This is a genomic window from Danxiaibacter flavus (genome assembly GCF_041060425.1).
Taxonomy (GTDB): Bacteria; Bacteroidota; Bacteroidia; order Chitinophagales; family Chitinophagaceae; genus Danxiaibacter; species Danxiaibacter flavus.
The window spans coordinates 471,571-492,441 of the sequence record NZ_JAULBC010000002.1; the positions used below are offsets into that span (position 1 = coordinate 471,571).

Below are 20,871 nucleotides of genomic sequence, written 5' to 3' on the forward strand. Positions count from 1 at the left end.
GTATCATTTAACACAAACATAGCGCCCTGACTGTACAAGTGGTAGTTACTGTCTTAAATTTCAAATTTCAAATCCTTAATTGAAATTCGCCCCTCATATATTGCTTTTCCTACAATTGCTCCACTACATCCAATATTTTGGAGTTCATCCAGATCCTCCATACTGCTTACACCGCCACTGGCAATGAAATGCAGTTCAGGGAATTTGCTGATGATATTTTTATAGAGATCAATACTTGGGCCTTCCAATTTTCCATCTTTACTTACATCTGTGCAGAAAATTTGCTGAACGCCGTGCTGAATGTACTTTTCTATGAAATCGTAGATCCAGACATCGGTTGTCTCTAACCAACCACCTATCGCAATTTTTTCGTCTTTAACATCTGCACCGAGTAAAAACTTTTCAGCACCAAATTGTTGTAACCAGAGGACAAAGGTAGCTTCGTCTTTCACAGCGATACTCCCTACAGTAGCTAACGCCGCACCGGATTCAAAAACTATCTGCACATCTTTCTCCTGCTTTATACCTCCGCCAAAATCTATTACAAGTGATGTTTTTGAGGCAATAGTTTCCAGCACTTTCCAGTTCTTAACGGAGCCTGCCTTTGCGCCATCGAGGTCCACAAGATGGAGTCTTGTCAATCCCACGCCTTCAAACTGCTTGGCAACTTCCAGCGGATGTTCGTTATAAATTGTTTTTTGCGAATAATCACCCTGTGTAAGGCGAACGCATTTTCCTTCAATAATATCAATTGCCGGAATAATCTGCATGATTATAATTGTTTTTCCATTTTAATAAGCTCGTGTCCCTTTGCAAGCCATGTGTCGCCGGTTGCTTTCATGCCAAATTTCTCATAGAACTTCGTCGCTGATGTTCGCGCATTACACCAAACTTTGATGCATTGCATCTGATCTGCAACATCCATAACATACTTCAACAAGGTAGTACCGTAACCTTTGTTTTGCATCGCCGCGCGGGTTGCAAACTTTCTGAACTGTAATTCATTATTCGTCACAAACACTGAAACAACGCTGACAAGATCATCGCCATCATACAGCCCTAAATGATTACCCGATTCATCATCCGGGAGTTTTACCCCGTCAATTGACAATTCTGGGTACATCACTTCTCTTCGCAGTTCCCAAACATCTTTCAAAGGCACGGCAGCTATTGTCATTGACTAGATATTGGTACAAAAATTCTTAATGATCTGTTCACCAACAGTGGCGCTTTTTTCAGGGTGAAACTGCACTCCGTAAAAATTGTCCTTATGCAGCGCTGAACTGTATGGCTGAATATAATTGGTCGTTCCAATGGTGTGTTCACCAAGAGAAGCGGCATAACCATGTACAAAGTAGCAATAGCTTTCTTCGGCAACATTTGAGAAGAGCGGAGACTTGAGGTCATAAATATTGTTCCACCCAATTTGCGGTACTTTCTCTCCGTTTTGCGGAACAAATTTTCTTACTTGTTCATCAAATATTCCGAGGCAATCTGTATTGTTTTCTTCACTGTACTTACACATCAACTGCATGCCAAGGCAAATGCCTAGTACGGGCTGCTGCAAGCTTTTAATCAACGTGTCCAGTCCCCGTTCTTTCAGGTATTTCATGGCGCTGCTGGCTTCACCAACTCCCGGGAAAATCACCTTATCCGCTTCCCTGATCAACTGGTGGTCATCTGTAACAACAGCCTCCATTCCAATCCTTTCCAAAGCATACAAAACCGACTGTATATTCCCGGCATTATATTTTATGATTGTAAGTTTCATTTTTGTATATTCAACATGTTAATCATTCATTTTTTTCAAAAGCGGCGGTAGTTCAGTTGGTAGAACATTTGCTTCCCAAGCAAAGGGTCGCCGGTTCGAACCCGGTTCGCCGCTCTGGGAGCTATCAGCTATCAGCTATTAGCTATCAGCTTTTTGTCCGCACCGGATGTTTTTCGTCTTATCCGGATCTGTCGCACCTGAGTACTTCGTACCTCGTAATTCGTACTTAGGAAGCTATCAGCCGTCAGCTATTAGCTATCAGCCTCTGTCCTCACCAAAGCAATGTTTGCAATAAGTTAGTACTTTCACACCTGCGTACTTCATACCTCGTAGTTCGTACTTGAGGCGTCTTCACATCGTATATCGTACATCTAAAATCGTACATCTAACACCGTACATCGTCTCATCCCAACACAGCATGCAAAAACTCCTTCGTCGCAACCTTCACATTGCTGTTTTCGTTTAGCGCCTTTATGTACGCGCTGCCGATAATGGCGCCGTTCGCATGTTTGGCTGCAGATGCAAAAGTCTGTTTGTCTTTAATTCCAAAACCTACCAGCACAGGATTTTTGAGTTTTAAATTTTGCAGACGCTGCAGGTATTTTTCAACGAGGCCGAAATCTTTTTCATTACCGGTGGTTGATGAAGAAGAAACCGCGTAGAGAAATCCACTGCTTAATTCGTCAATTTGGCGAACCCTTTCTTCTGATGTCTCAGGCGTTACCAGGAAGATAAAATCCAGCCCGTATTTTTTTATTATATCACCGTACTCTGTTTCAAATTCATATTGTGGAAGATCAGGCAATATCAAACCATCAACTCCTACTGCAGCCGCATCTGCGCAAAAACGTTCAAAGCCATATTGTAATACAGGATTCATGTAACCCATTAAGATTACCGGGACATTAATTTCCTTACGGAAATCTTTCAGCTGTTTGAAAAGGTTGGCGATAGTCATGCCGTTCTTCAACGCAATTGATCCGCTTGCCTGTATTACCGGTCCATCAGCCAACGGATCGCTGTAAGGCATGCCAAGTTCAATAAGGTCGGCTCCGTTATCCTGCAAGGCCCTCATCACTTCCAGCGTACTATCAAGTTTAGGGAAGCCGGCGGTGCAATAAACGTTCAGCACATTGCTGTTCTTATGTTTGAATATTTCCTGAATCCTGCTCATAGTTTATTTTCTTAAGCTGCATTCTTTTTTGAAAAGCAGCGTTTTGTAATCTTCTTTACATGTTGTCAAAAGGCCTGCTCAAATAATGTTTCACTTCATCCCCCTTTTCAATTATTTCTACAAAACCCAATCTCTTGTATAATTCAAGTGCCCGCGTGTTCAATCGCAGCACTTCAAGATCAGTTCTCTTACGTTGAAGATCTGCGGACGCCAGATAATCTTTGATCATTGACGTACCAATCGATTTACCCTGGTAATCCGGATGAATATAAAGGCTGCAGATAAAGATCTTTTCTTCGTCTTCCCTCACTTCGACCGTGCCTGCAGATTTATCCTCAACCTTAATAATAAAGGTATCTTCCGGACGATAGTTATCGCGATGAAATGCCAATTGAAATTCCTCATCCCATCCCCAGATTGTTTCTACGTAGTGCCTCAAGACCAGCTTTTTCAACTGATAAAAAAACTGACTGTCTTCCTTTGTCGCCCTTTGTAATATATAGTTCTTCAATTGCAAATCTGATTCGAAACTTATCCCTAAATTTTATTCAGCGTCAACATATTTCATATACGTACTCATATCTTTATCGCCTCTTCCACTCAGGCACAATACCACTACATCTTTATCTGTAAGGTTAAGTTGATGTAATCCCGCCAGCGCATGTGATGATTCCAGTGCAGGAATAATGCCTTCCTGTTTTGTAAGATTGAATGCGGCCTGCACAGATTCTTCATCTGTTGCACTTAAAAAGATGCCTCTGCCGCTATCAAACAAATGTGCATGTAATGGACCAATTCCGGGATAGTCCAGTCCTGCAGAAATGCTATGTGGTTCAACTACCTGGCCATCTTCTGTTTGCATTACAATGCTTTTGCTTCCATGCAAAACGCCTATAGAACCCAGCTTTGTTGTAGCTGCACTCATGCCGCTATCTACACCAAGACCGGCTGCTTCCACAGCCACCAGTTTTACTGAAGGTTCATCAAGAAAATGATAGAACGCGCCGGCAGCATTGCTTCCGCCACCAACACAAGCAATAACATGCGTAGGTAATTCACTTCCTGTTTTTTCTTTTAACTGCCATCTGATTTCTTCACTGATAATGCTTTGAAAACGTGCAACCATATCCGGGTAAGGATGTGGACCTACCACACTTCCAATTACATAATGTGTATCTGTTGGATTATTGATCCAGTCGCGGATTGCTTCATTTGTTGCATCCTTCAACGTCTGGCTGCCACTGGTCGCCGCAATTACTTTAGCACCAAGCATTTTCATTCTGGCTACGTTTGGCGCCTGTCTTTCTATATCAACGGCCCCCATGTAAACAATGCACTCCAATCCCATTAATGCACATACGGTAGCTGTTGCTACGCCATGCTGTCCGGCACCGGTTTCCGCAATAATTCTTTTCTTACCAAGGCGTTGCGCTAACAGTACCTGTCCTATAGCATTATTGATTTTGTGTGCGCCGGTATGATTAAGATCTTCTCTTTTTAAATAGATGGTTGTATTGAATTGCTTGCTAAGTCTTTCGGCAAGAAATAATGGAGAAGGTCTACCTACGTAATCTTTCAGCAGATTATTATACTCTTTTTGAAAAGATGCTGAATAGATAATATCCATGTATTTAGAAACAAGTTCTTCTACATTACGGTGTAGCATTTCCGGAATATATGCCCCGCCGAATTTTCCATAATAACCTTTGTCATCCGGTTTTTGATATGATTGAATTGCCATAAAAGTTGTACGTTATAAGTTATACGTTGTACGTTTAAAATTGCCGGATGTGTTAAATTTCATCCAGTCAACATTTGTTCTGCTTTCTAAGAAATGATGAGTTGAAGGAATTTCAGATCAAGCCATCGGTCAAACTTATATCCCACTTCTTTAAAATGGGCCACTTCAACAAAACCGAATTTTTTATGCAGTGAAATGCTGATATCATTGGTAGCATCTATGCCTGACACAATGCTATGTAAGCCGAGTTGCTTTGCCGAATCGATCAATGGTTGCATGAGCAACGTTGCAATGCCTTTACCACGCTGTCCCTGTTTAACATATACTGAATTCTCCACGCAGTACTTGTAGGCGGCCCAGGCTCTGAACGGACCAATAGAACTAAAGCCACAAATGATTCTATCCTCTTCGGCTACAAATACAGGAAAGCCCTGTTGTTGCTTGGTATCGAACCATTGCTTTCTCATTTCAAGCGTGTGTGGTTCGTAATCATATACTGCAGTGGTATTTACAATTGCATCATTGTAAATCTCCAGTATCTGTGGAAGATCGCTTATAGTTGCTTCCCTTACTATCATCTTTGCTTACCTTTTAAATTTTCTACGAATTCCCTCACCTTATCCATATCCTTAACACCGGGCATTACTTCAAATTTACTGTTGATGTCCAGCGAAAAAAGATCTTTAGCTACCGGATCCTTTACAAATTCAGCTATCGCGCTTTCATCACCAGGCTGAATTCCTCCGCTTAAAAAGAACGATTTGCGAATGTTTTGACCCTTCAACAACTGCCAGTTAAATTTTTTACCTGTACCTCCGTAACCAGCTCCTTCCGTATCAAAAAGATACATGTCGGCAGCATCATAATACTCTCGTATCTTCCACTCTATGTTATCATCTTCACTTATGCGAAAAGCTTTGATAACAGAGACATAGTTAGAGATCATCTCACATGTGCGGGGAGTTTCATCTCCATGCAGCTGAACGAGATATAAACCGCATTCATCAACAATACGCAATACCTCATCCACTTCTGCATTTACAAAAACACCTACTTTGTTTATTTTGCCTTTGATCTTTTTAAGCTCATTGGCGGTCATTTGTTTTAGCGCGTAACGCGGACTTTTGGGATAGAAGATAAACCCTGCAAAGTCAACCCCCATTTCATCCAATTGCTGCACCTGTGATGGCATTGTCATGCCACATACTTTGATACGGATTTTTGTCAGTACATTTTCCTTACCTGAATTCAGTTGTTGTTCATCCATTTCTTTTATTCATTTTTTACGCTGCTTTGCAGCGATTCTACAAATGAGGCAAAAGCAAAAGAAGGATCATTTTCTTTCATGAAATTCTCACCGATCAAAAAACCTTTGAATCCGGCTTCGCGCAAAGTTAATATTGCATCGGTATTACTGATACCACTTTCTGCAATAGCCGGTTTATCTGCGGGTATTGAATCAAAGAGTCGTAAAGATGTATTTATATCGACAGAAAATGTTTTAAGATTTCGATTATTTACGCCCACAAAATCCACTTCATCACATATATGCACCAATTCAGTTTCGTCATGTATCTCCAGCAACACTTCCAGTTCAAGTTGTTTGGCTACAGATGCAAAATGCTTTACCTGTTCCGGTGTAAGGCAGGCTGCTATTAATAAGATCAGATCAGCCCCTATCGCGCGGGCCTCGTGAATCTGGTATTCGTCAACAATAAACTCTTTGCGCAACAAAGGGACTGTAGCAACTTTTCTTGCAGCAATCAGATCGTCATTGGTGCCTCCGAAATATTTTTCATCCGTCAACACAGAAATTCCTGCGGCCGCTTTGCTGTATGCTTTTACAACATCCTCAACCTGCGCAGTAGCATTGATAATTCCTTTTGAAGGCGATTTCCGCTTATATTCAGCAATGATACCGGTAGACCCTTCCTTTAACAAAGAAGCTTTAAGCGACCTTCTTTCCAATTTATAGTTGGGATAATCTTTATATGTTTCAACGGGAATGGCCTGTTTTTTCTGTGCTACTTCCAGTTGTTTATCTGCTACTATCTTTTCAAGGATGTTGCTCATTGTATTGCAATTAGTTTTTGTAATGACTGATACGCTTTACCACTGTCCAGGCTTTCTACCGCTGCATGGTAGGCATCATCATAGGTTGAAAATTCGCCGGTGCAAAATAACGCCATTGCTGCGTTTGCAAGCACTACTGCATTTTGTGCCCAGGTGCCATCTCCCTTTATAATAGTTGAAAATAATTTAGCAGACTCTTCAACCGTATTTCCCCCGTAAATATCCTTCGCTTCCACCTGGCGCTTCCCAAGCTGGATCGGCGTCATAATGAATTCGCCCTTATTGGAAATAACCTTTGTATCATTGGTTAAAGATATTTCATCGTACCCATCAAGACCATGAATGATGGTAAATGATTTACCAGCCTGCTGCAACAAATAATTGTAAATACGCGCCATTTCAAGATTATATACACCCACTAATTGATGCGTTGGTGTAGCCGGGTTTACTATTGGCCCAAGCATATTAAAGAAAGTTCTTAAACCTAAATTCTTTCTTATTGGCCCCACAGTTTTTAAAGCCGGGTGAAATGTTGGCGCATGTAAGAAACAGATATTGGCTTCTTCAATTTCTTTTACCAATTGTACATTATCACTTTTGAATTTATACCCAAGCTGCTCCATTACGTTGCTTGCACCGCTTATGGTCGAAGCACCGTAGTTACCGTGCTTAGCCACTTTGTATCCTGCGCCTGCAACAATAAAGCAAGATAACGTTGAAATATTAAAAGTGTTTTTACCATCACCGCCTGTGCCCACAATATCGATAGTTTTGTGTCCATTGAGATCAACCTTCACACACAGCTCGAGCAACGCATCGCGAAAGCCCTGCAATTCCTGTATGGTAATACTCCGCATTAAGAAAACAGTAATAAAGGCAGTTACTTCATGTTCACTGTACATGCCTTTTGATATGTTGGTAAGAATTTCCTTTGCCTGTTCCCTGCCCAGGGTTTTGTGCTCAAAGAGAAATTGTAAGATCTTTTTCATTTTTATTTCATTTTTCGCCATAGCGGCGCAAATCAATAAGGTGCAATAACTATGATAAACTTTCGTTCGGAACGGTTTGAGAATCTACTTTATTTGAGCCAGTTTCTCAGGATGGTTTCGCCTTCAGGCGTTAATACACTTTCCGGATGAAACTGAACACCCTGCACATCATATTTTTTATGCCTCAGCGCCATTATGTACCCATTCTCATCTCTAGCTGTAATCTCCAGTTCTTCAGGAAAATCATCTGTACTTACCACCCATGAATGATATCTTCCGACTTCAATTTCAGAAGGCAACCCTTCAAACACATCATTACTTCCGGCTACAGCAAGCCTGTCATCGTTAACATGAATTTTGGTTGCAACACCATGATAAACTGTTGAAAGATTTACCAGTTTACCACCGAACGCTTCACCAATAGCCTGTTGACCTAAACATACGCCCAGTATGGATTTTGATGGGGCATATTGCTTGATCAAAGGAAGCAACAAGCCGGCTTCGTCAGGTATTCCTGGGCCAGGCGACAGGATGATCTTATCATATTCGTTTACTTTCTCTAACGGTATCTGATCATTTCTGTATACATCAACTCTTTCGTGGATAATTTTTTCTACGAGGTGTACCAGGTTATATGTAAACGAGTCGTAATTATCAAAAACAAGTATTTTCATCGGTGCTTTTTTAACCTTTGATATCATTCGAAAAAATTCGTCATTAGATGGATTCAGCAAGTTTTACGGCTTTCTTAAGAGCGCCAAGCTTGTTGTTTACTTCCTGCAATTCGCTTTCCGGCTTTGAAGCAGCCACTACGCCAGCTCCTGCCTGATAATGCAACGTATTTTGTTTGCTGAGGAATGTGCGGATCATGATTGCATGATTGCAGCTTCCATCAAATCCTATAAAGCCGATTCCTCCGCCATAATAGCTGCGGGCAGTGGGTTCGTAAGCATCAATCAGCGACATTGCTTTAAACTTAGGTGCGCCACTTAAAGTACCGGCAGGAAATGTTTTTGCAATCAGTTCAAAAGGATTGCTATCAGGACGCACTTTGCCCACTACTTCACTTACCAGGTGTATCACGTGGCTGTAGTAATGAACCTGCTTATAGTGTGTAACCTTAACATCGTCACACAAACGGCTGAGATCATTGCGGGCAAGATCGACCAGCATCACATGTTCCGCATTTTCTTTTGCGTCGCTTAATAATAGTGCAGCTAATTCTCTGTCTTTCTCAGCATCTCCTGTTCTTCTGAACGTACCTGCAATAGGATGCACGATGGCGTTGCCATCTTTGATAATTAATTGAGATTCGGGGCTAGAACCAATCAGCTTATAGTCGCCGTAGTCAAAGTAAAACAGGTATGGGGAAGGGTTAACACTGCGCAGTGCGCGGTATACATTGAATTCATCGCCTAAAAATGGCTGCTGAAATCTTCTGCTTAATACTATTTGAAAAACATCTCCTCTCAGGCAGCTTTTTATGCCTTTTTCAACCATCTCTTTGTAACCTTCATCTGTAATGTTGGAGGCTTCTTCATCCTTTATTGTAAAAGGATAATTGGGAACATCTTTGCTTTTTATCAACGATTCAACAGCATCAATATCACTTTCCAGGCCAGGAATTACATTTTCGCAGAGAAACATTTCATTTCTGAAATGATTGATAGCAATTACATACTGGTACAAACGGTATCGCATCAACGGTATTTCCGGTGCGCCTTTTTCTTTGTCAGACGACTTTAGGCGAATGGTTTCGAAAAACTGCACGGCATCAAATGTTGTATATCCAAACATGCCCTGGGCTAGTTTTACAGCTCTTTCTTCTGATGGAGTAACATCAAACCGGTTCATGAATTCCCACAAAAGACATGGTATATCGCTTGCCTTTTCTATTGGTTGTTTTTCAGGTTTTTGCAGCGGAAGCTTGAACTCAATAGAAGAATAATCAATAATTTCTGCACCTGCAATGGCATTGATGCCGATGTAGGAATAACTGTTTTCCGCAGCACGGCTATCCGCACTTTCCAATAAAATCGTGTCTCTGAAACGATCGCGCAAGCGTAAGTAAATACCCACTGGCGTGTAAATGTCAGAGAGCATTTGTTTGAATTTCGTTGTAACCGGTATTCTTTTCATGCCTGGATAAAATGTTATGTAATGAACCGTTGTTAGTTTCGGAAAAAAAAAGCCCCGACTAATAAGTCGAGGCGTAATTATTTAAAATTAAATAGTACTGGCAATGCCACTACAAGCCCCGACTGAGGTTTGTGTGCCACCACCAATGATTATTTAAGATTTGTTTTTCCATTGCTGTGCGAATATGACACAGAAAATTTAATTGAACAAATTTTTTTGTGAGAGTTTGATTGAAAATTCAGTTCGCTTTAAGTTTAATTCTGTCGAAACGCTTGTTCTATCTATTAAATGTACCTTTTTGCTTCGTAGTGGGTTAAATTAAAAATGGCTTGCTATTACTATACGCTAAAGCTAATTGCAAAAAAAGGCTGCTTGTTCAAAGCAGCCTTTTAATATCATAAGGGTACAAGGGCAGATTTTTCGGGCTTAGGATTTCAGGGTTCCTTGTGGATTGATGAATGAATTTAAGAGGTTAAGGTTGAGCTAAGAGTTGAGGTTTCCGATTTGTTCAAGACCAGTATTTCTAAAGAGCTTTTTGTTTTTTGACACAGCAAAGATTCAATAGAATTACCAGCTGCACGAATCCTGCGATTCAAAAAAATACTGCGGGAATGGCTTTCTGAAATACGACTATAACTTTTTTATAATCAGTCGTTTAGCAGTAAAAAAACAGTCAGAATTTAATAGCTGGCACTTTAACTGAAAAAAACTGTCCAATTCATACGAAAAAACAATCTCAAAACTCAAAATAAGGACAAACTTATCCTTTGAACAGCCCGTCATCAAAAGCTCAAAAGGTCTTATTTTGTGCCTGGCATGCATTGAAATTCATTAACAAATCCACAGCTTTTAGCTTAAAAAACAAGCTTTGATATAAAAGGAGATAAACTTACTTTTGCAGCGATCTAAACAATCAAAATATTATGTCTACAAAAGTTTCATCACACATCGATTTTAGTTTGCCATACAAGGTAAAAGATATTACCCTGGCAGAATGGGGCCGTAAAGAAATTCGTCTTGCAGAAGCTGAAATGCCTGGTTTAATGGCATTAAGAGCTGAGTATGGTCCAAGTCAGCCACTTAAAGATGCGCGCATTGCTGGCTGTTTGCACATGACTATTCAGACAGCAGTTCTAATTGAAACCTTAGTTGCACTTGGTGCTGAAGTTAAGTGGAGCTCTTGTAATATCTTTTCTACGCAGGACCACGCCGCTGCTGCTATTGCTGCTGCCGGTATTGGTGTATTTGCATGGAAAGGTCAGACTATTGAAGAAGCTGACTGGTGCATTGAACAAACATTGTTCTTTGGTAGTGCAGAGCGTCCGCTGAATATGATCCTTGATGATGGTGGAGACTTAACCAACATTGTATTGGACAAATATCCAGAGCTTGTTCAACATGTTAAAGGTATTTCTGAAGAAACAACTACAGGTGTTCACCGCTTATACGAAAGAGTAGCTAAAGGAACTTTACCTGTACCTGCTATTAACGTAAACGACTCTGTTACAAAAAGCAAATTCGACAATAAATACGGTTGTAAAGAATCCCTGGTAGATGCTATCCGTCGTGCAACTGACGTGATGCTTGCCGGTAAAGTAGCCGTTGTAGGTGGTTATGGTGATGTTGGTAAAGGTTCTGCAGCTTCTTTAGCAGGAGCTGGTTGCCGCGTTATTGTAACTGAAATTGATCCTATCTGCGCACTTCAGGCTGCTATGGACGGTTTTGAAGTTAAAAAGATGGAGGATGCTGTTAAAGAAGCTGACATTGTAGTTACAGCAAGCGGTTGCCGCGATCTTATTACAGGCAAACACTTCCGCCTGATGAAAGATAAAGCTATCGTGTGTAACATTGGTCACTTTGATATCGAAATTGATGTTGCATGGTTAAACGAAAACTACGGCAGCACAAAAGATACTATCAAACCACAGGTTGATATTTACAATGTTGACGGAAAAGACATCATTCTATTGGCTGAAGGACGTTTGGTTAACCTGGGTTGTGCTACTGGTCACCCCAGCTTTGTGATGAGTAACTCTTTCACTAACCAAACACTTGCTCAGATTGAATTGTGGACAAACCACAAGAACTATGAGAATAAAGTTTACGTTCTTCCTAAACATCTTGATGAGAAAGTTGCACGTTTGCACCTTGCTAAAATTGGTGTGGTACTGGACGTATTGACTGATGTTCAGGCTGAATACCTGGGAATTCCTCAGGAAGGTCCGTTTAAACCGGAACATTACAGATACTAATCGATTAGTTTCGTTATACTTATTCAGAAGTCTGCCTCAAAAGGGCAGACTTCGTTGTTTTAATGCAAAAATTACGTGCGCCTATTGCAATTAGTGCAACCGGGGATTATCTTTGTCCTGGTTTAATTACAGTTCCTTATTTATACTCCTTTTTTGACCCTTTTTTTTGCATTGGCAAATGTCTTCCTGAGAATTATTCAAATTTGAAGATTCTCTCTTAAAGCAGAATTCATAGCCATTTCCTGCAATAAGCTTAAAATCAAAAAAGTCCGGTATTAAAAAAATACCAGACTTTGTTTTGTATAAACTGAAGTGTTTGATTATCGCTGTCGAATCTGTTCAGTGGAAGTTTATTTCTTCATGTCGCCCAACTCCATAATTACTTCCCATTCTTCGTTAGTAACAGGCTGAACAGAAAGCCTTCCGAGTCTCACAAGAGCCATATCCGCCAATCTTTCATCGGACTTAACCTGGGCAAGTGTAACCGGTGTTTTTATTCTTTTGTAAGGCTTCAGATCAACCACAACCCAATTTGGATCATCCGTTGTTGGATCCTGGTAATGTTCTTTGGCTACTTTTGCAATACCCACGATGGCCAGCCCTTCGTTGCTGTGATAGAATAACACTTCATCGCCTTTTTTCATGGCTTTGAGGTTATTCCGCGCAGCGTAATTGCGAACGCCGTCCCAAAAGGTTAGTTTGTCTTTTTCAAATTGTTCCCAACTGTATTTGAAAGGTTCTGATTTTACAAGCCAGTATGCCATAGAATATATTTTTAAGCGTAAAGCCCAAAGCTTAAAGCTCAGAGCTTAAATAATGTGTCGTTAGTCATGTTTAAAAATCTGTTGATGCCCTGTCGCCCCTTAACATACAATGTGGAACGTACAACTTACAACTCAACTTGTTTTAGGCTTTGAGCTTTGGGCTTTAAGCCTTTTTATTCCCATCCATTTGCCAGCACTTCAGCCAGGTGCATAACACGCAAATTGGCACCCTTATTCTTTATGTAGCCACCTAAATGCATAAGGCAGCTCATGTCTGTGCTAATCAAATATTGAGCATCTGTACTAACTGCGTTATTGATTTTCTGATCAGCCATCGCAATGCTTATCGGCTCAAATTTTACAGCAAATGTGCCACCAAAGCCGCAACAGGTCTCCACATCATTCATTTCAACCAGCTCAAGTCCCTGCACATTGCTTAACAGCTGCCGTGGTTCTTTTTTAAGTTTGCATTCACGCAAAGCTGCGCAACTATCATGATATGTGGCTTTGCCATTCAATCTTGCACCTACATTATCCACTTGCAGTACATTGACCATAAAATCGGAGAACTCAAAAGTTCTTTCTCCAAGTGATTTCACCTCATTGTGCACAGATGAGTTGTCAAACAACTGACCATAATAATTACGTACAAAGCCAACACAACTTGCGCTCGGAGCAACAACATATTCTGCATCCCCGAAATCTTTCAAAAATTTAGTACAAACATCTTTTGCTTCACCCTGGAAACCGGCATTAAAGGCAGGTTGTCCGCAGCAAGTCTGATTGGTATTATAAGAAACATTGCAGCCCGCTTTCTCCAACACTTTAACCATGTCGAAAGCAACGGCCGGATATAACTGATCTATAAAACAAGGTATGAAAATGCTTACATTCATGATTACTGCGGATTTAGCTATCACCTGTCAGCTTATAGCTATAAGCTTAAGCTGGTTGATGCTAATAGATATATACGTAAATATAAGAAGTCTGAGGCATGGTGAGTAACGTTACCGAAAGTACAAGCGAGCGTGGCAACAGACGATGCTAGTAGCAATGCAATCGATGCAATAACAACCCAACGCCTCAGTGAGCAACGTCTATATATACTGACTCACGAGACTTGTGGCCGGTAAGTTTAGTTTATGTGATTCACTACTTTCTCAACTTCCTGTTAAGCTCTATCATCTTAAGCGCAGTAACGGCAGCTTCTTCGCCTTTGTGGCCGTGAGCGCCTCCTACCCTATCAAGTGCCTGCTGTTCGTCATTAACGGTCAGTACGCCGAAGATAACCGGAACATCCAGCATCAGGTTCAGGCTCGTTACTCCGTCAGTAACAGCGTTGCAAACATATTCAAAGTGAGGAGTGTCTCCGCGTACCACAGTTCCTAACGTAATGAAAGCATCGGCCAGCGGCTGAGAGCCTTCTGCATATGCCTTTACAGCAAAGGGAATTTCAACTGCACCGGGAACAGTGATCACTTTCACTTTCGCTCCCTGAGCTTTCAATATACGTTTGGCGCCCGCTTCCAGCTTATTAACGATGTGGGCGTTCCATTCTGTTTTTACTATAACTACAAAGGCATCCTTTATTTCAGGGATGCCTTTGTTTAATTCGCTATTTCCTTTTGTTGCCATTATTTTACACTCAATTCGTTTGGTTCAATGCTTAGACGATAGATGTATTTGTCAGCCAAAAAGCCTTTATCTGTATTAGGAAACTTTTCTTTTACTTCTTTGTACAGCTTTAAAGCATCAGCAGTTTTGCCATTGCTCTCGCTTAAAAGCGCTGCTCTGAAAAGGTATTCTGAAGCGTTCACTTCGTCCTTATCAAATGCTTCTGCCGCTTTTTTGTAGGCGCTAACAGCATCATCAACTTTTTTCTGTTCGCTGTATGCATCACCCAATGCTCCGTATGCCATCATCTGCACTTGTTTTGCATCAGTTGAAAAGTCTTTCAGGTATTTAACAGCTTTATCAAACTGTCCAAGGCGCAGATATGAAATGCCTGCATAATAACCAGCAAGGTTACCAGCTTTTGTTCCTGAATATTCTTTGGCTACAGCAACAAAACCTTTGCTGCCAATACCGTCACCATCCAATGCTTTTTGCAATGAATCGACGCTGAAATACTCCTGAGCCTTGTAAATAGCATCTGCTGCTTTCTCCTCTTTCGGACCTACAACGCTGTTTTTGTAATAATATAATCCGCCACCAACAACTGCTGCGGCAATAACTACACCCAAAACCGGTTTCTGGAATCTCTGCCAGAATCCTTTAACCTGTAATAACGGGTCGTGAGTTATTTCCTCTCCTACTTCGTGCACTTTCTTGTCAGACATATATAGTGCTAATTAATTTTTGTGTTTGATAAATGTTTTCATTTAAGGCATTTTTTGAATGCCTTTGGCAAGCTTTAAATATTAAACTCCCTGGAAATCCATGATGTACGGATAGTTCTGATCCATCATGACGTCTTTGATCACTTCGCTGTCATCCGGCCATGGGCTTTCTTCAGCAAATTTCACGCTTTCCTCAACTACTTTTCCGATACGCTCATCAATGGCAGCGATCTCTTCATCTGTAGCGAATTTGTTTTCTTTGATCGTATCCAAAACAAGTGTGATCGGATCTTTTGCTTTGTATTCGTCAACCTCTTCTTTGGTACGGTATTTCTGAGGATCAGAAATAGAGTGACCTTTATAGCGGTAGGTTTTCATTTCCAGCAAAGTAGGTCCGCCGCCTTCTCTTGCTCTTTTTACAGCGCGTGCAACCGCATCGTGAACTGATTCAGCAACCATGCCATCTACTTTGTCAGCAGGCATTTCGTAAGCATCAGCCAGTTTATAGATATCAATAACGTTTGAAGTTCTTTCAATCGAAGTACCCATTGCGTAGTTGTTGTTCTCGCAAATGAATATCACCGGTAATTTCCAAATCATGGCAAGATTGAAGGTCTCATGCAGAATTCCCTGGCGGGCAGCGCCATCACCAAAGAAAACCAAAGCCACATTATCAGTGCCTCTGTATTGTTCTGCAAATGCAAGACCAGCACCAGCTCCAATCTGAGCACCTACGATCCCGTGACCGCCAAAGAAATAGTGTTCTTTGCTGAAAAAGTGCATGCTTCCACCCTTTCCTTTAGCACAACCTGTTGCTTTACCATACAATTCAGCCATACAAGAGTTAGGAGACATACCCTTAGCCAGACCCAGACCATGGTCGCGGTAAGCAGTGATAAATGGATCCTCCTGGCGTGTAGCAGTCATACAACCGGCGGCGATAGCTTCCTGGCCAACGTAAGCGTGGAAAAAGCCACGAATTTTACCGGCCATTTTATACATTTCTTCCGCTTTTAACTCGAACTGGCGAATTAGCTGCATCAGCTCATACCAGTATAAATAAGTTTCTTTAGAGAACTTTGTAGGCACTTTATTAAAATTTGAGGGGCAAATATAGGAGTTAATATGTCAAATATGAAAAAGAGGTTTGGGAGAGTTTAAAATATCATATGGTGGTTTGTTAACATTTGCAGTATTTTTTAAGGGCATGTCGCAGAATATAATATTTTCGCCACTCAAATTTATTGACTTATGGCTGAAACTTTAGGCATGCTTTGTGATAAACTGACGATCGTAAAACTCAAGGAGTATCATACTGAGGATCCAGAGCGTCTGAAAAGCCTGCATACACAATGCATTCAGCTTCAGGAAGAAATAAATGAGTATGTTTTTGATGCTGTTAGCGGAAACATTCCGGTTGAAAAAATGAGCTTTGCAGCAAATAAGGTATTTAAAAAAGAGGGTAATGAAGTAGCTGAAGTCACAGGAGCCATTGGCGAAGTGTTTTATCAGTTGGCAGATGTTAACTGCCGCCTTTGGCACGAACAGGAAAAAGTGTATGAATTTGAGAAGGTACCGGTTGAAGAAAAGGATGTTGTAGTAAAAAAATTAGCTATACTTAATCTTGAGCGTAACAAATGTATTGATGCTATTAACCAGCAATTCGCCACAATTATATCTGAAAAACTAAAGAAATAAACATATATGCATATAAGAACAAGGAAGACATGTCGTGTTTGCGGTTCCGCTTCTTTAACTCCGGCAATAGATCTTGGTGAACAATATTTACAGGGTTCATTCATTAAGCCAGGGAAAGAAATGCCATCCACAAGAAAAATACCTTGTGTTATCGTAAGATGCAACCCCGAGCTGGACGAAAACGCCTGCGGTCTGTTACAAATGGAACACAGTGTACCTCCTGAAATATTATATGCAGCCTACTGGTACCGTTCAGGAACCAACAATACCATGCGCAACCACTTAAAAGGTATTGTTGAATCTGTAACATCTATTGTTGCAACTAAAAAAGAGCTTAGCGTACTGGATATAGGCTGTAATGACGGTACTCTTCTCAGCAATTACAATGATGATGTATTTAAATATGGTGTTGATCCATCCGACGTGGCTCAGGAGATCAAACTTCCAAATACTTCTGTTGTGCAGGACATTTTTCCGTCAAAAAAAATAGTTGAAGTTTTAAACGGCAAGAAGCTTGACATCATCACTTCTATCGCTATGTTTTATGATCTGGAAAGTCCGGTTGATTTTGTAAAAGGCATTAAAGATCTTTTATCAAAAGACGGGATATGGATTTTTGAGATGTCTTACATGCCAACAATGCTAAAGCTTGACTCATACGATACCATTTGTCATGAACATCTTGAATATTATAGCTTAGCTGTGCTGGAGATTATTCTGAGGAAAGCCGGAATGAAAATATTCAAAATTGCATTTAACGATATCAACGGCGGCAGTATCAGATGTTATGCAACGCATGATACCAACACACGATACGACAATGCTGAAGATCAAAAATTGATCACTGAAACACGGCATGCTGAATTTGACCTTGAACTGGATACTGATAAACCTTATAAAGCGTTTACCGAAAGGATCAATAAAATTAAAGTTGAATTGCATGATCTGCTTGTAAACTTTAAGAAAGAAGGCAAAAAAGTTCATATTTACGGCGCGTCAACAAAGGGAAATACCATACTCCAATGGTGTGATATAGACCATACACTCATTGATTATGCAGCTGAAAGAAATCCGGATAAATATGGTGCGATGACTCTTGGCACGAATATTCCTATAATAAGCGAAGCCGAAAGCCGTGCAATGAACCCGGATTATTACCTTGTACTGCCATGGCACTTTAAAGAAGAGTTTGTAGAAAGAGAAAAAGAAGCAATTGAGAAAGGCACCGGCTTTATTTTCCCGCTGCCAAAAATTGAGATTGTAAAAAAATAAACTCATTAACGATCAACAACATGAAAAACACGGTACTTTTTGTATCGCATGCTAATTTACAATGTGGTGTACACGAATTTGGCAACAATATAGGCAATGCACTGAGCAAGTCAACGCTCAATAGATTTGTTTATGTTGAGTGCAGCAATATGGGTGACCTGAATTCTGCGATTGCGGAACATTCGCCGATCGCTATCATTTACAATTATCATCCGTCTACACTGCCCTGGGTTACGAAAAATGCAATACGAAACATTCCGGTTCCACAAATTGGAATTGTGCATGAGGTAACGCAGGAAATTGCAGACAATCTTACTAATAAACTATTTGATTACCATATTGCAGCAGATCCTACACTGTTGCTCAAGAACCCGATTGTTTTTAAAACCGGCAGATTGGTCCCTGGTTATGAAAACAAATTTGCATTACCTGAAGTTCCTGTCATAGGCAGTTTTGGTTTTGCTACACCAAACAAAGGGTTTGAGGACATTGTGAAAGGCGTTCAACATGAATTCGATGAGGCTGTAATACGATTCAATATTCCTTCTGCAGATTTTGGCGATAAAGATGGAAGCAAAGCAAGAGAGCTTGTTGAAAAATGCAAAGCTATCATCACCAAGCCAGGAATAAAACTGGTGGTAACGCATGATTTTCTTTCCCAAGCAGGTATACTGGATTTCCTGGCACAAAACTCTATAAACGTATTTCTATATCAGGACAAATTTGGACGAGGCTTGTCAAGCACGGTTGATTATGCGTTAGCTGTTGGCCGCCCTTTAGCCATTTCTGACAGCTTAATGTTCAGGCATTTGCATTCTTTGGAACCTTCCATTGTTTATGGAGAAAAAGGAATTAAAGAAATAATGAATCAGGATGCCAGTGGATTAGCTGAATTAAAAAGAAATTGGGACGCAGAAAACCTCATTTGGGAATATAATAGAATTATAGCTTCTGTTTTACAAAAAGAAGAAGCTAAAAAGTTTCAACCGGAAGTGTCGGGTTTTAAGAAATTTAAAACCGCGGTGCGCGCAGCACTTGGCTTACAGCAAAAAAATTTTAGCTGGCTTCGAAATACAAAGGCAGCATCAGAAGATACTATGTCTGTAGATTCGAGCTTTTCGTATCATCCTATTAAATTGAATGGAGATGAGCCGCTAAATAGAATTCTCGATAATAAGGCTAGACAGTTATATAGCCCGGCAATTGATGCGTTGACTAATCTTGTGCCTCTTACAATGGCTAAAAAGATTGCTGAAGCAAATGTTCAGCAGGCATTTGTGTTTGATACTGTTTACAGGTTTATCCAGGAATATTCTTCTCCGAAAATACTCTGTGTCGGTAGCTATGAGGATACCGCGGCAATGTCGTTGAAAAGAATGGGCTATAAAATAGAAGACATTGACCCGGTGCTTAATTACTTTCTTCAGGAATATTATACAAAGCCAACAACAATCCATCAATCTTACGATATCGTTTTTTCCACTTCCGTTATTGAGCACGACCCAGATGACGAGTCTTTTATAGATTGCATCAATGGTTTGCTTAAGCCAGGTGGTGTGGCAGTGATCACTTGCGATTATAAGGACCAATGGAAACCGGGCGATCTCAAACCCGAAGTAGATGCGCGATTATATACGCAAAAAGATTTGAAAGAAAGGTTGTTGCCTTTGATGACCGGATGTGAACTGGTAGGCGAACCTCAATGGGATTGTCCTAACCCTGACTTCAATTACCTGGGAAAATACCAGTACACGTTTGCCACTTTTGTTGTGAGAAAAAATAAATAGCATGAGAACAGCAGTAATATTCGGAGCTAACGGACAAGACGGTTATTACCTTTCGGAATTACTGCAAAACGAAGCCGTTGAAGTCATAGCAATTGGTAGAAACAATGCTTCAGGCGTTGATATCTCCAACCTGGATGATGTAAAAGCGCTTGTTAAAGAATACAAGCCTGATCATATTTTTCACCTTGCAGCAAACTCGACAACAAGACACGATACACTGTTTGAAAATCATTCCACCATTAGCACCGGAACACTGAATATTCTTGAAGCGGTAAAGTCGCATTCTCCGCTAACAAAAGTCTTTATATCAGGCAGTGGTCTTCAATTCAAAAATCGGGACTTACCGATTAAGGAAACTGATGAATTTGAAGCCAGGGACGCTTACTCTGTTTGTCGCATTCAGTCAGTTTACGCTGCGCGGTATTTTCGCATGTTGGGAATCAAGGCTTATGTGGGATATTTCTTTAACCATGACAGTCCACGAAGAACCTCAAGACACGTCGCACAAATGATTGCAGCGGATGTACTGGCTATTGAAAAAGGAGAAGAAAAAATCATTACTATTGGCGATCCCTCAGTAAAAAAAGAATGGGGCTTTGCAGGTGATATTGTAAAAGCGATCTGGACGCTGGTTGAACAAGACGAAGTTTTTGAAGCCAACCTGGGAACAGGACTTGGCTATTCCATCCAGGAATATATTGAAACCTGTTTCGATATTATAAACAAGGATTGGAAAAATCATGTTCAATTGAAAGATGGCTTTAAAGCAGACTACAGGCAATTAATTTCTGATCCTTCCACTATACTTTCCCTTGGCTGGAAACCTGAAACAAGTTTTGAAGCACTGACCAAAATGATGCTACACAAGTAAG

The 20,871-nt window shown here is 40.6% G+C and carries 22 protein-coding genes and 1 tRNA gene; 6 read left to right on the top strand and 17 right to left on the bottom strand.

Annotated features, from left to right (window positions below; genetic code table 11):
- Window positions 1-53: 53 nt before the first annotated feature.
- The 3 genes from hisA to hisH are packed head-to-tail and all read right to left on the bottom strand — an operon-like array spanning window position 54 to window position 1,771.
- Window positions 54-770, bottom strand: coding sequence for a 1-(5-phosphoribosyl)-5-[(5-phosphoribosylamino)methylideneamino]imidazole-4-carboxamide isomerase (hisA, locus tag QTN47_RS07625; protein ID WP_369328754.1), 717 nt, complete (start codon window positions 768-770; stop codon window positions 54-56).
- Between the two features lie 2 nt (window positions 771-772).
- The gene (locus QTN47_RS07630) at window positions 773-1,177 is read right to left on the bottom strand and encodes a GNAT family N-acetyltransferase (RefSeq protein ID WP_369328755.1); all 405 of its coding nucleotides are present in this window, start codon (window positions 1,175-1,177) and stop codon (window positions 773-775) included.
- Window positions 1,178-1,180: 3 nt separating this feature from the next.
- Window positions 1,181-1,771 (bottom strand): imidazole glycerol phosphate synthase subunit HisH, encoded by a 591-nt coding sequence (gene hisH / locus QTN47_RS07635; protein WP_369328756.1) that lies wholly within the window; start codon window positions 1,769-1,771, stop codon window positions 1,181-1,183.
- A gap of 41 nt (window positions 1,772-1,812) precedes the next feature.
- Between hisH and QTN47_RS07640 the strand changes: the two genes are divergently transcribed.
- Window positions 1,813-1,885 (top strand) — tRNA-Gly (locus QTN47_RS07640).
- 289 nt (window positions 1,886-2,174) lie between these two features.
- Here the strand turns inward: QTN47_RS07640 and trpA are convergent.
- From trpA to QTN47_RS07685, 9 genes are all read right to left on the bottom strand, one after another.
- A complete protein-coding gene (gene trpA / locus QTN47_RS07645; protein WP_369328757.1) occupies window positions 2,175-2,945 on the bottom strand; it encodes a tryptophan synthase subunit alpha in 771 nt (256 codons plus the stop codon).
- Window positions 2,946-3,000: 55 nt separating this feature from the next.
- On the bottom strand, window positions 3,001-3,384 hold the full coding sequence (locus QTN47_RS07650; protein WP_369328758.1) for a GNAT family N-acetyltransferase: 384 nt from the start codon (window positions 3,382-3,384) through the stop codon (window positions 3,001-3,003).
- A 105-nt stretch (window positions 3,385-3,489) separates the two neighbouring features.
- The gene (trpB, locus tag QTN47_RS07655; protein WP_369328759.1) at window positions 3,490-4,686 is read right to left on the bottom strand and encodes a tryptophan synthase subunit beta; all 1,197 of its coding nucleotides are present in this window, start codon (window positions 4,684-4,686) and stop codon (window positions 3,490-3,492) included.
- A gap of 86 nt (window positions 4,687-4,772) precedes the next feature.
- A complete protein-coding gene (locus QTN47_RS07660) occupies window positions 4,773-5,264 on the bottom strand; it encodes a GNAT family N-acetyltransferase (RefSeq protein WP_369328760.1) in 492 nt (163 codons plus the stop codon).
- On the bottom strand, window positions 5,261-5,953 hold the full coding sequence (locus QTN47_RS07665) for a phosphoribosylanthranilate isomerase (RefSeq protein WP_369328761.1): 693 nt from the start codon (window positions 5,951-5,953) through the stop codon (window positions 5,261-5,263). The genes QTN47_RS07660 and QTN47_RS07665 overlap by 4 nt, the downstream gene beginning before the upstream one ends.
- Before the next feature lie 5 nt (window positions 5,954-5,958).
- Complete coding sequence (trpC, locus tag QTN47_RS07670) at window positions 5,959-6,759, bottom strand: indole-3-glycerol phosphate synthase TrpC (RefSeq protein ID WP_369328762.1); 801 nt, start codon at window positions 6,757-6,759, stop codon at window positions 5,959-5,961.
- Window positions 6,756-7,748, bottom strand: coding sequence for an anthranilate phosphoribosyltransferase (gene trpD / locus QTN47_RS07675; protein WP_369328763.1), 993 nt, complete (start codon window positions 7,746-7,748; stop codon window positions 6,756-6,758). The genes trpC and trpD overlap by 4 nt, the downstream gene beginning before the upstream one ends.
- Window positions 7,749-7,837: 89 nt before the next feature.
- Window positions 7,838-8,422 (bottom strand): anthranilate synthase component II, encoded by a 585-nt coding sequence (locus tag QTN47_RS07680; protein ID WP_369328764.1) that lies wholly within the window; start codon window positions 8,420-8,422, stop codon window positions 7,838-7,840.
- Between the two features lie 43 nt (window positions 8,423-8,465).
- On the bottom strand, window positions 8,466-9,887 hold the full coding sequence (locus QTN47_RS07685) for an anthranilate synthase component I family protein (protein ID WP_369328765.1): 1,422 nt from the start codon (window positions 9,885-9,887) through the stop codon (window positions 8,466-8,468).
- Between the two features lie 923 nt (window positions 9,888-10,810).
- On the opposite strand from QTN47_RS07685, the gene ahcY reads away from it, so the two are divergent.
- Window positions 10,811-12,139 (top strand): adenosylhomocysteinase, encoded by a 1,329-nt coding sequence (ahcY, locus tag QTN47_RS07690; RefSeq protein WP_369328766.1) that lies wholly within the window; start codon window positions 10,811-10,813, stop codon window positions 12,137-12,139.
- Window positions 12,140-12,489: 350 nt separating this feature from the next.
- Here ahcY and QTN47_RS07695 read toward each other — a convergent pair whose 3' ends face one another.
- From QTN47_RS07695 to pdhA, 5 genes are all read right to left on the bottom strand, one after another.
- Entirely contained in the window at window positions 12,490-12,903 is a 414-nt protein-coding gene (locus QTN47_RS07695; RefSeq protein ID WP_369328767.1) for an EVE domain-containing protein, read from the bottom strand.
- A 173-nt stretch (window positions 12,904-13,076) separates the two neighbouring features.
- The gene (locus QTN47_RS07700) at window positions 13,077-13,799 is read right to left on the bottom strand and encodes a (Fe-S)-binding protein (RefSeq protein ID WP_369328768.1); all 723 of its coding nucleotides are present in this window, start codon (window positions 13,797-13,799) and stop codon (window positions 13,077-13,079) included.
- Window positions 13,800-14,055: 256 nt separating this feature from the next.
- Window positions 14,056-14,538 (bottom strand): 6,7-dimethyl-8-ribityllumazine synthase, encoded by a 483-nt coding sequence (ribH, locus tag QTN47_RS07705; protein WP_369328769.1) that lies wholly within the window; start codon window positions 14,536-14,538, stop codon window positions 14,056-14,058.
- On the bottom strand, window positions 14,538-15,242 hold the full coding sequence (locus tag QTN47_RS07710; protein ID WP_369328770.1) for a tetratricopeptide repeat protein: 705 nt from the start codon (window positions 15,240-15,242) through the stop codon (window positions 14,538-14,540). Before QTN47_RS07710 ends, ribH begins: the two co-directional genes overlap by 1 nt.
- A gap of 81 nt (window positions 15,243-15,323) precedes the next feature.
- Window positions 15,324-16,331, bottom strand: coding sequence for a pyruvate dehydrogenase (acetyl-transferring) E1 component subunit alpha (pdhA, locus tag QTN47_RS07715; protein WP_369328771.1), 1,008 nt, complete (start codon window positions 16,329-16,331; stop codon window positions 15,324-15,326).
- Between the two features lie 162 nt (window positions 16,332-16,493).
- Between pdhA and QTN47_RS07720 the strand changes: the two genes are divergently transcribed.
- The 4 genes from QTN47_RS07720 to QTN47_RS07735 are packed head-to-tail and all read left to right on the top strand — an operon-like array spanning window position 16,494 to window position 20,870.
- Window positions 16,494-16,940, top strand: a complete 447-nt coding sequence (locus QTN47_RS07720; RefSeq protein ID WP_369328772.1) for a hypothetical protein — start codon at window positions 16,494-16,496, stop codon at window positions 16,938-16,940.
- Between the two features lie 6 nt (window positions 16,941-16,946).
- Window positions 16,947-18,212 carry a class I SAM-dependent methyltransferase gene (locus tag QTN47_RS07725; protein ID WP_369328773.1) on the top strand — a complete coding sequence of 422 codons (1,266 nt, stop codon included), beginning with the start codon at window positions 16,947-16,949 and terminating at the stop codon, window positions 18,210-18,212.
- Window positions 18,213-18,232: 20 nt separating this feature from the next.
- Entirely contained in the window at window positions 18,233-19,999 is a 1,767-nt protein-coding gene (locus QTN47_RS07730; RefSeq protein WP_369328774.1) for a methyltransferase domain-containing protein, read from the top strand.
- Between the two features lies 1 nt (window position 20,000).
- Entirely contained in the window at window positions 20,001-20,870 is an 870-nt protein-coding gene (locus QTN47_RS07735; protein WP_369328775.1) for a GDP-mannose 4,6-dehydratase, read from the top strand.
- Window position 20,871 lies beyond the last annotated feature (1 nt).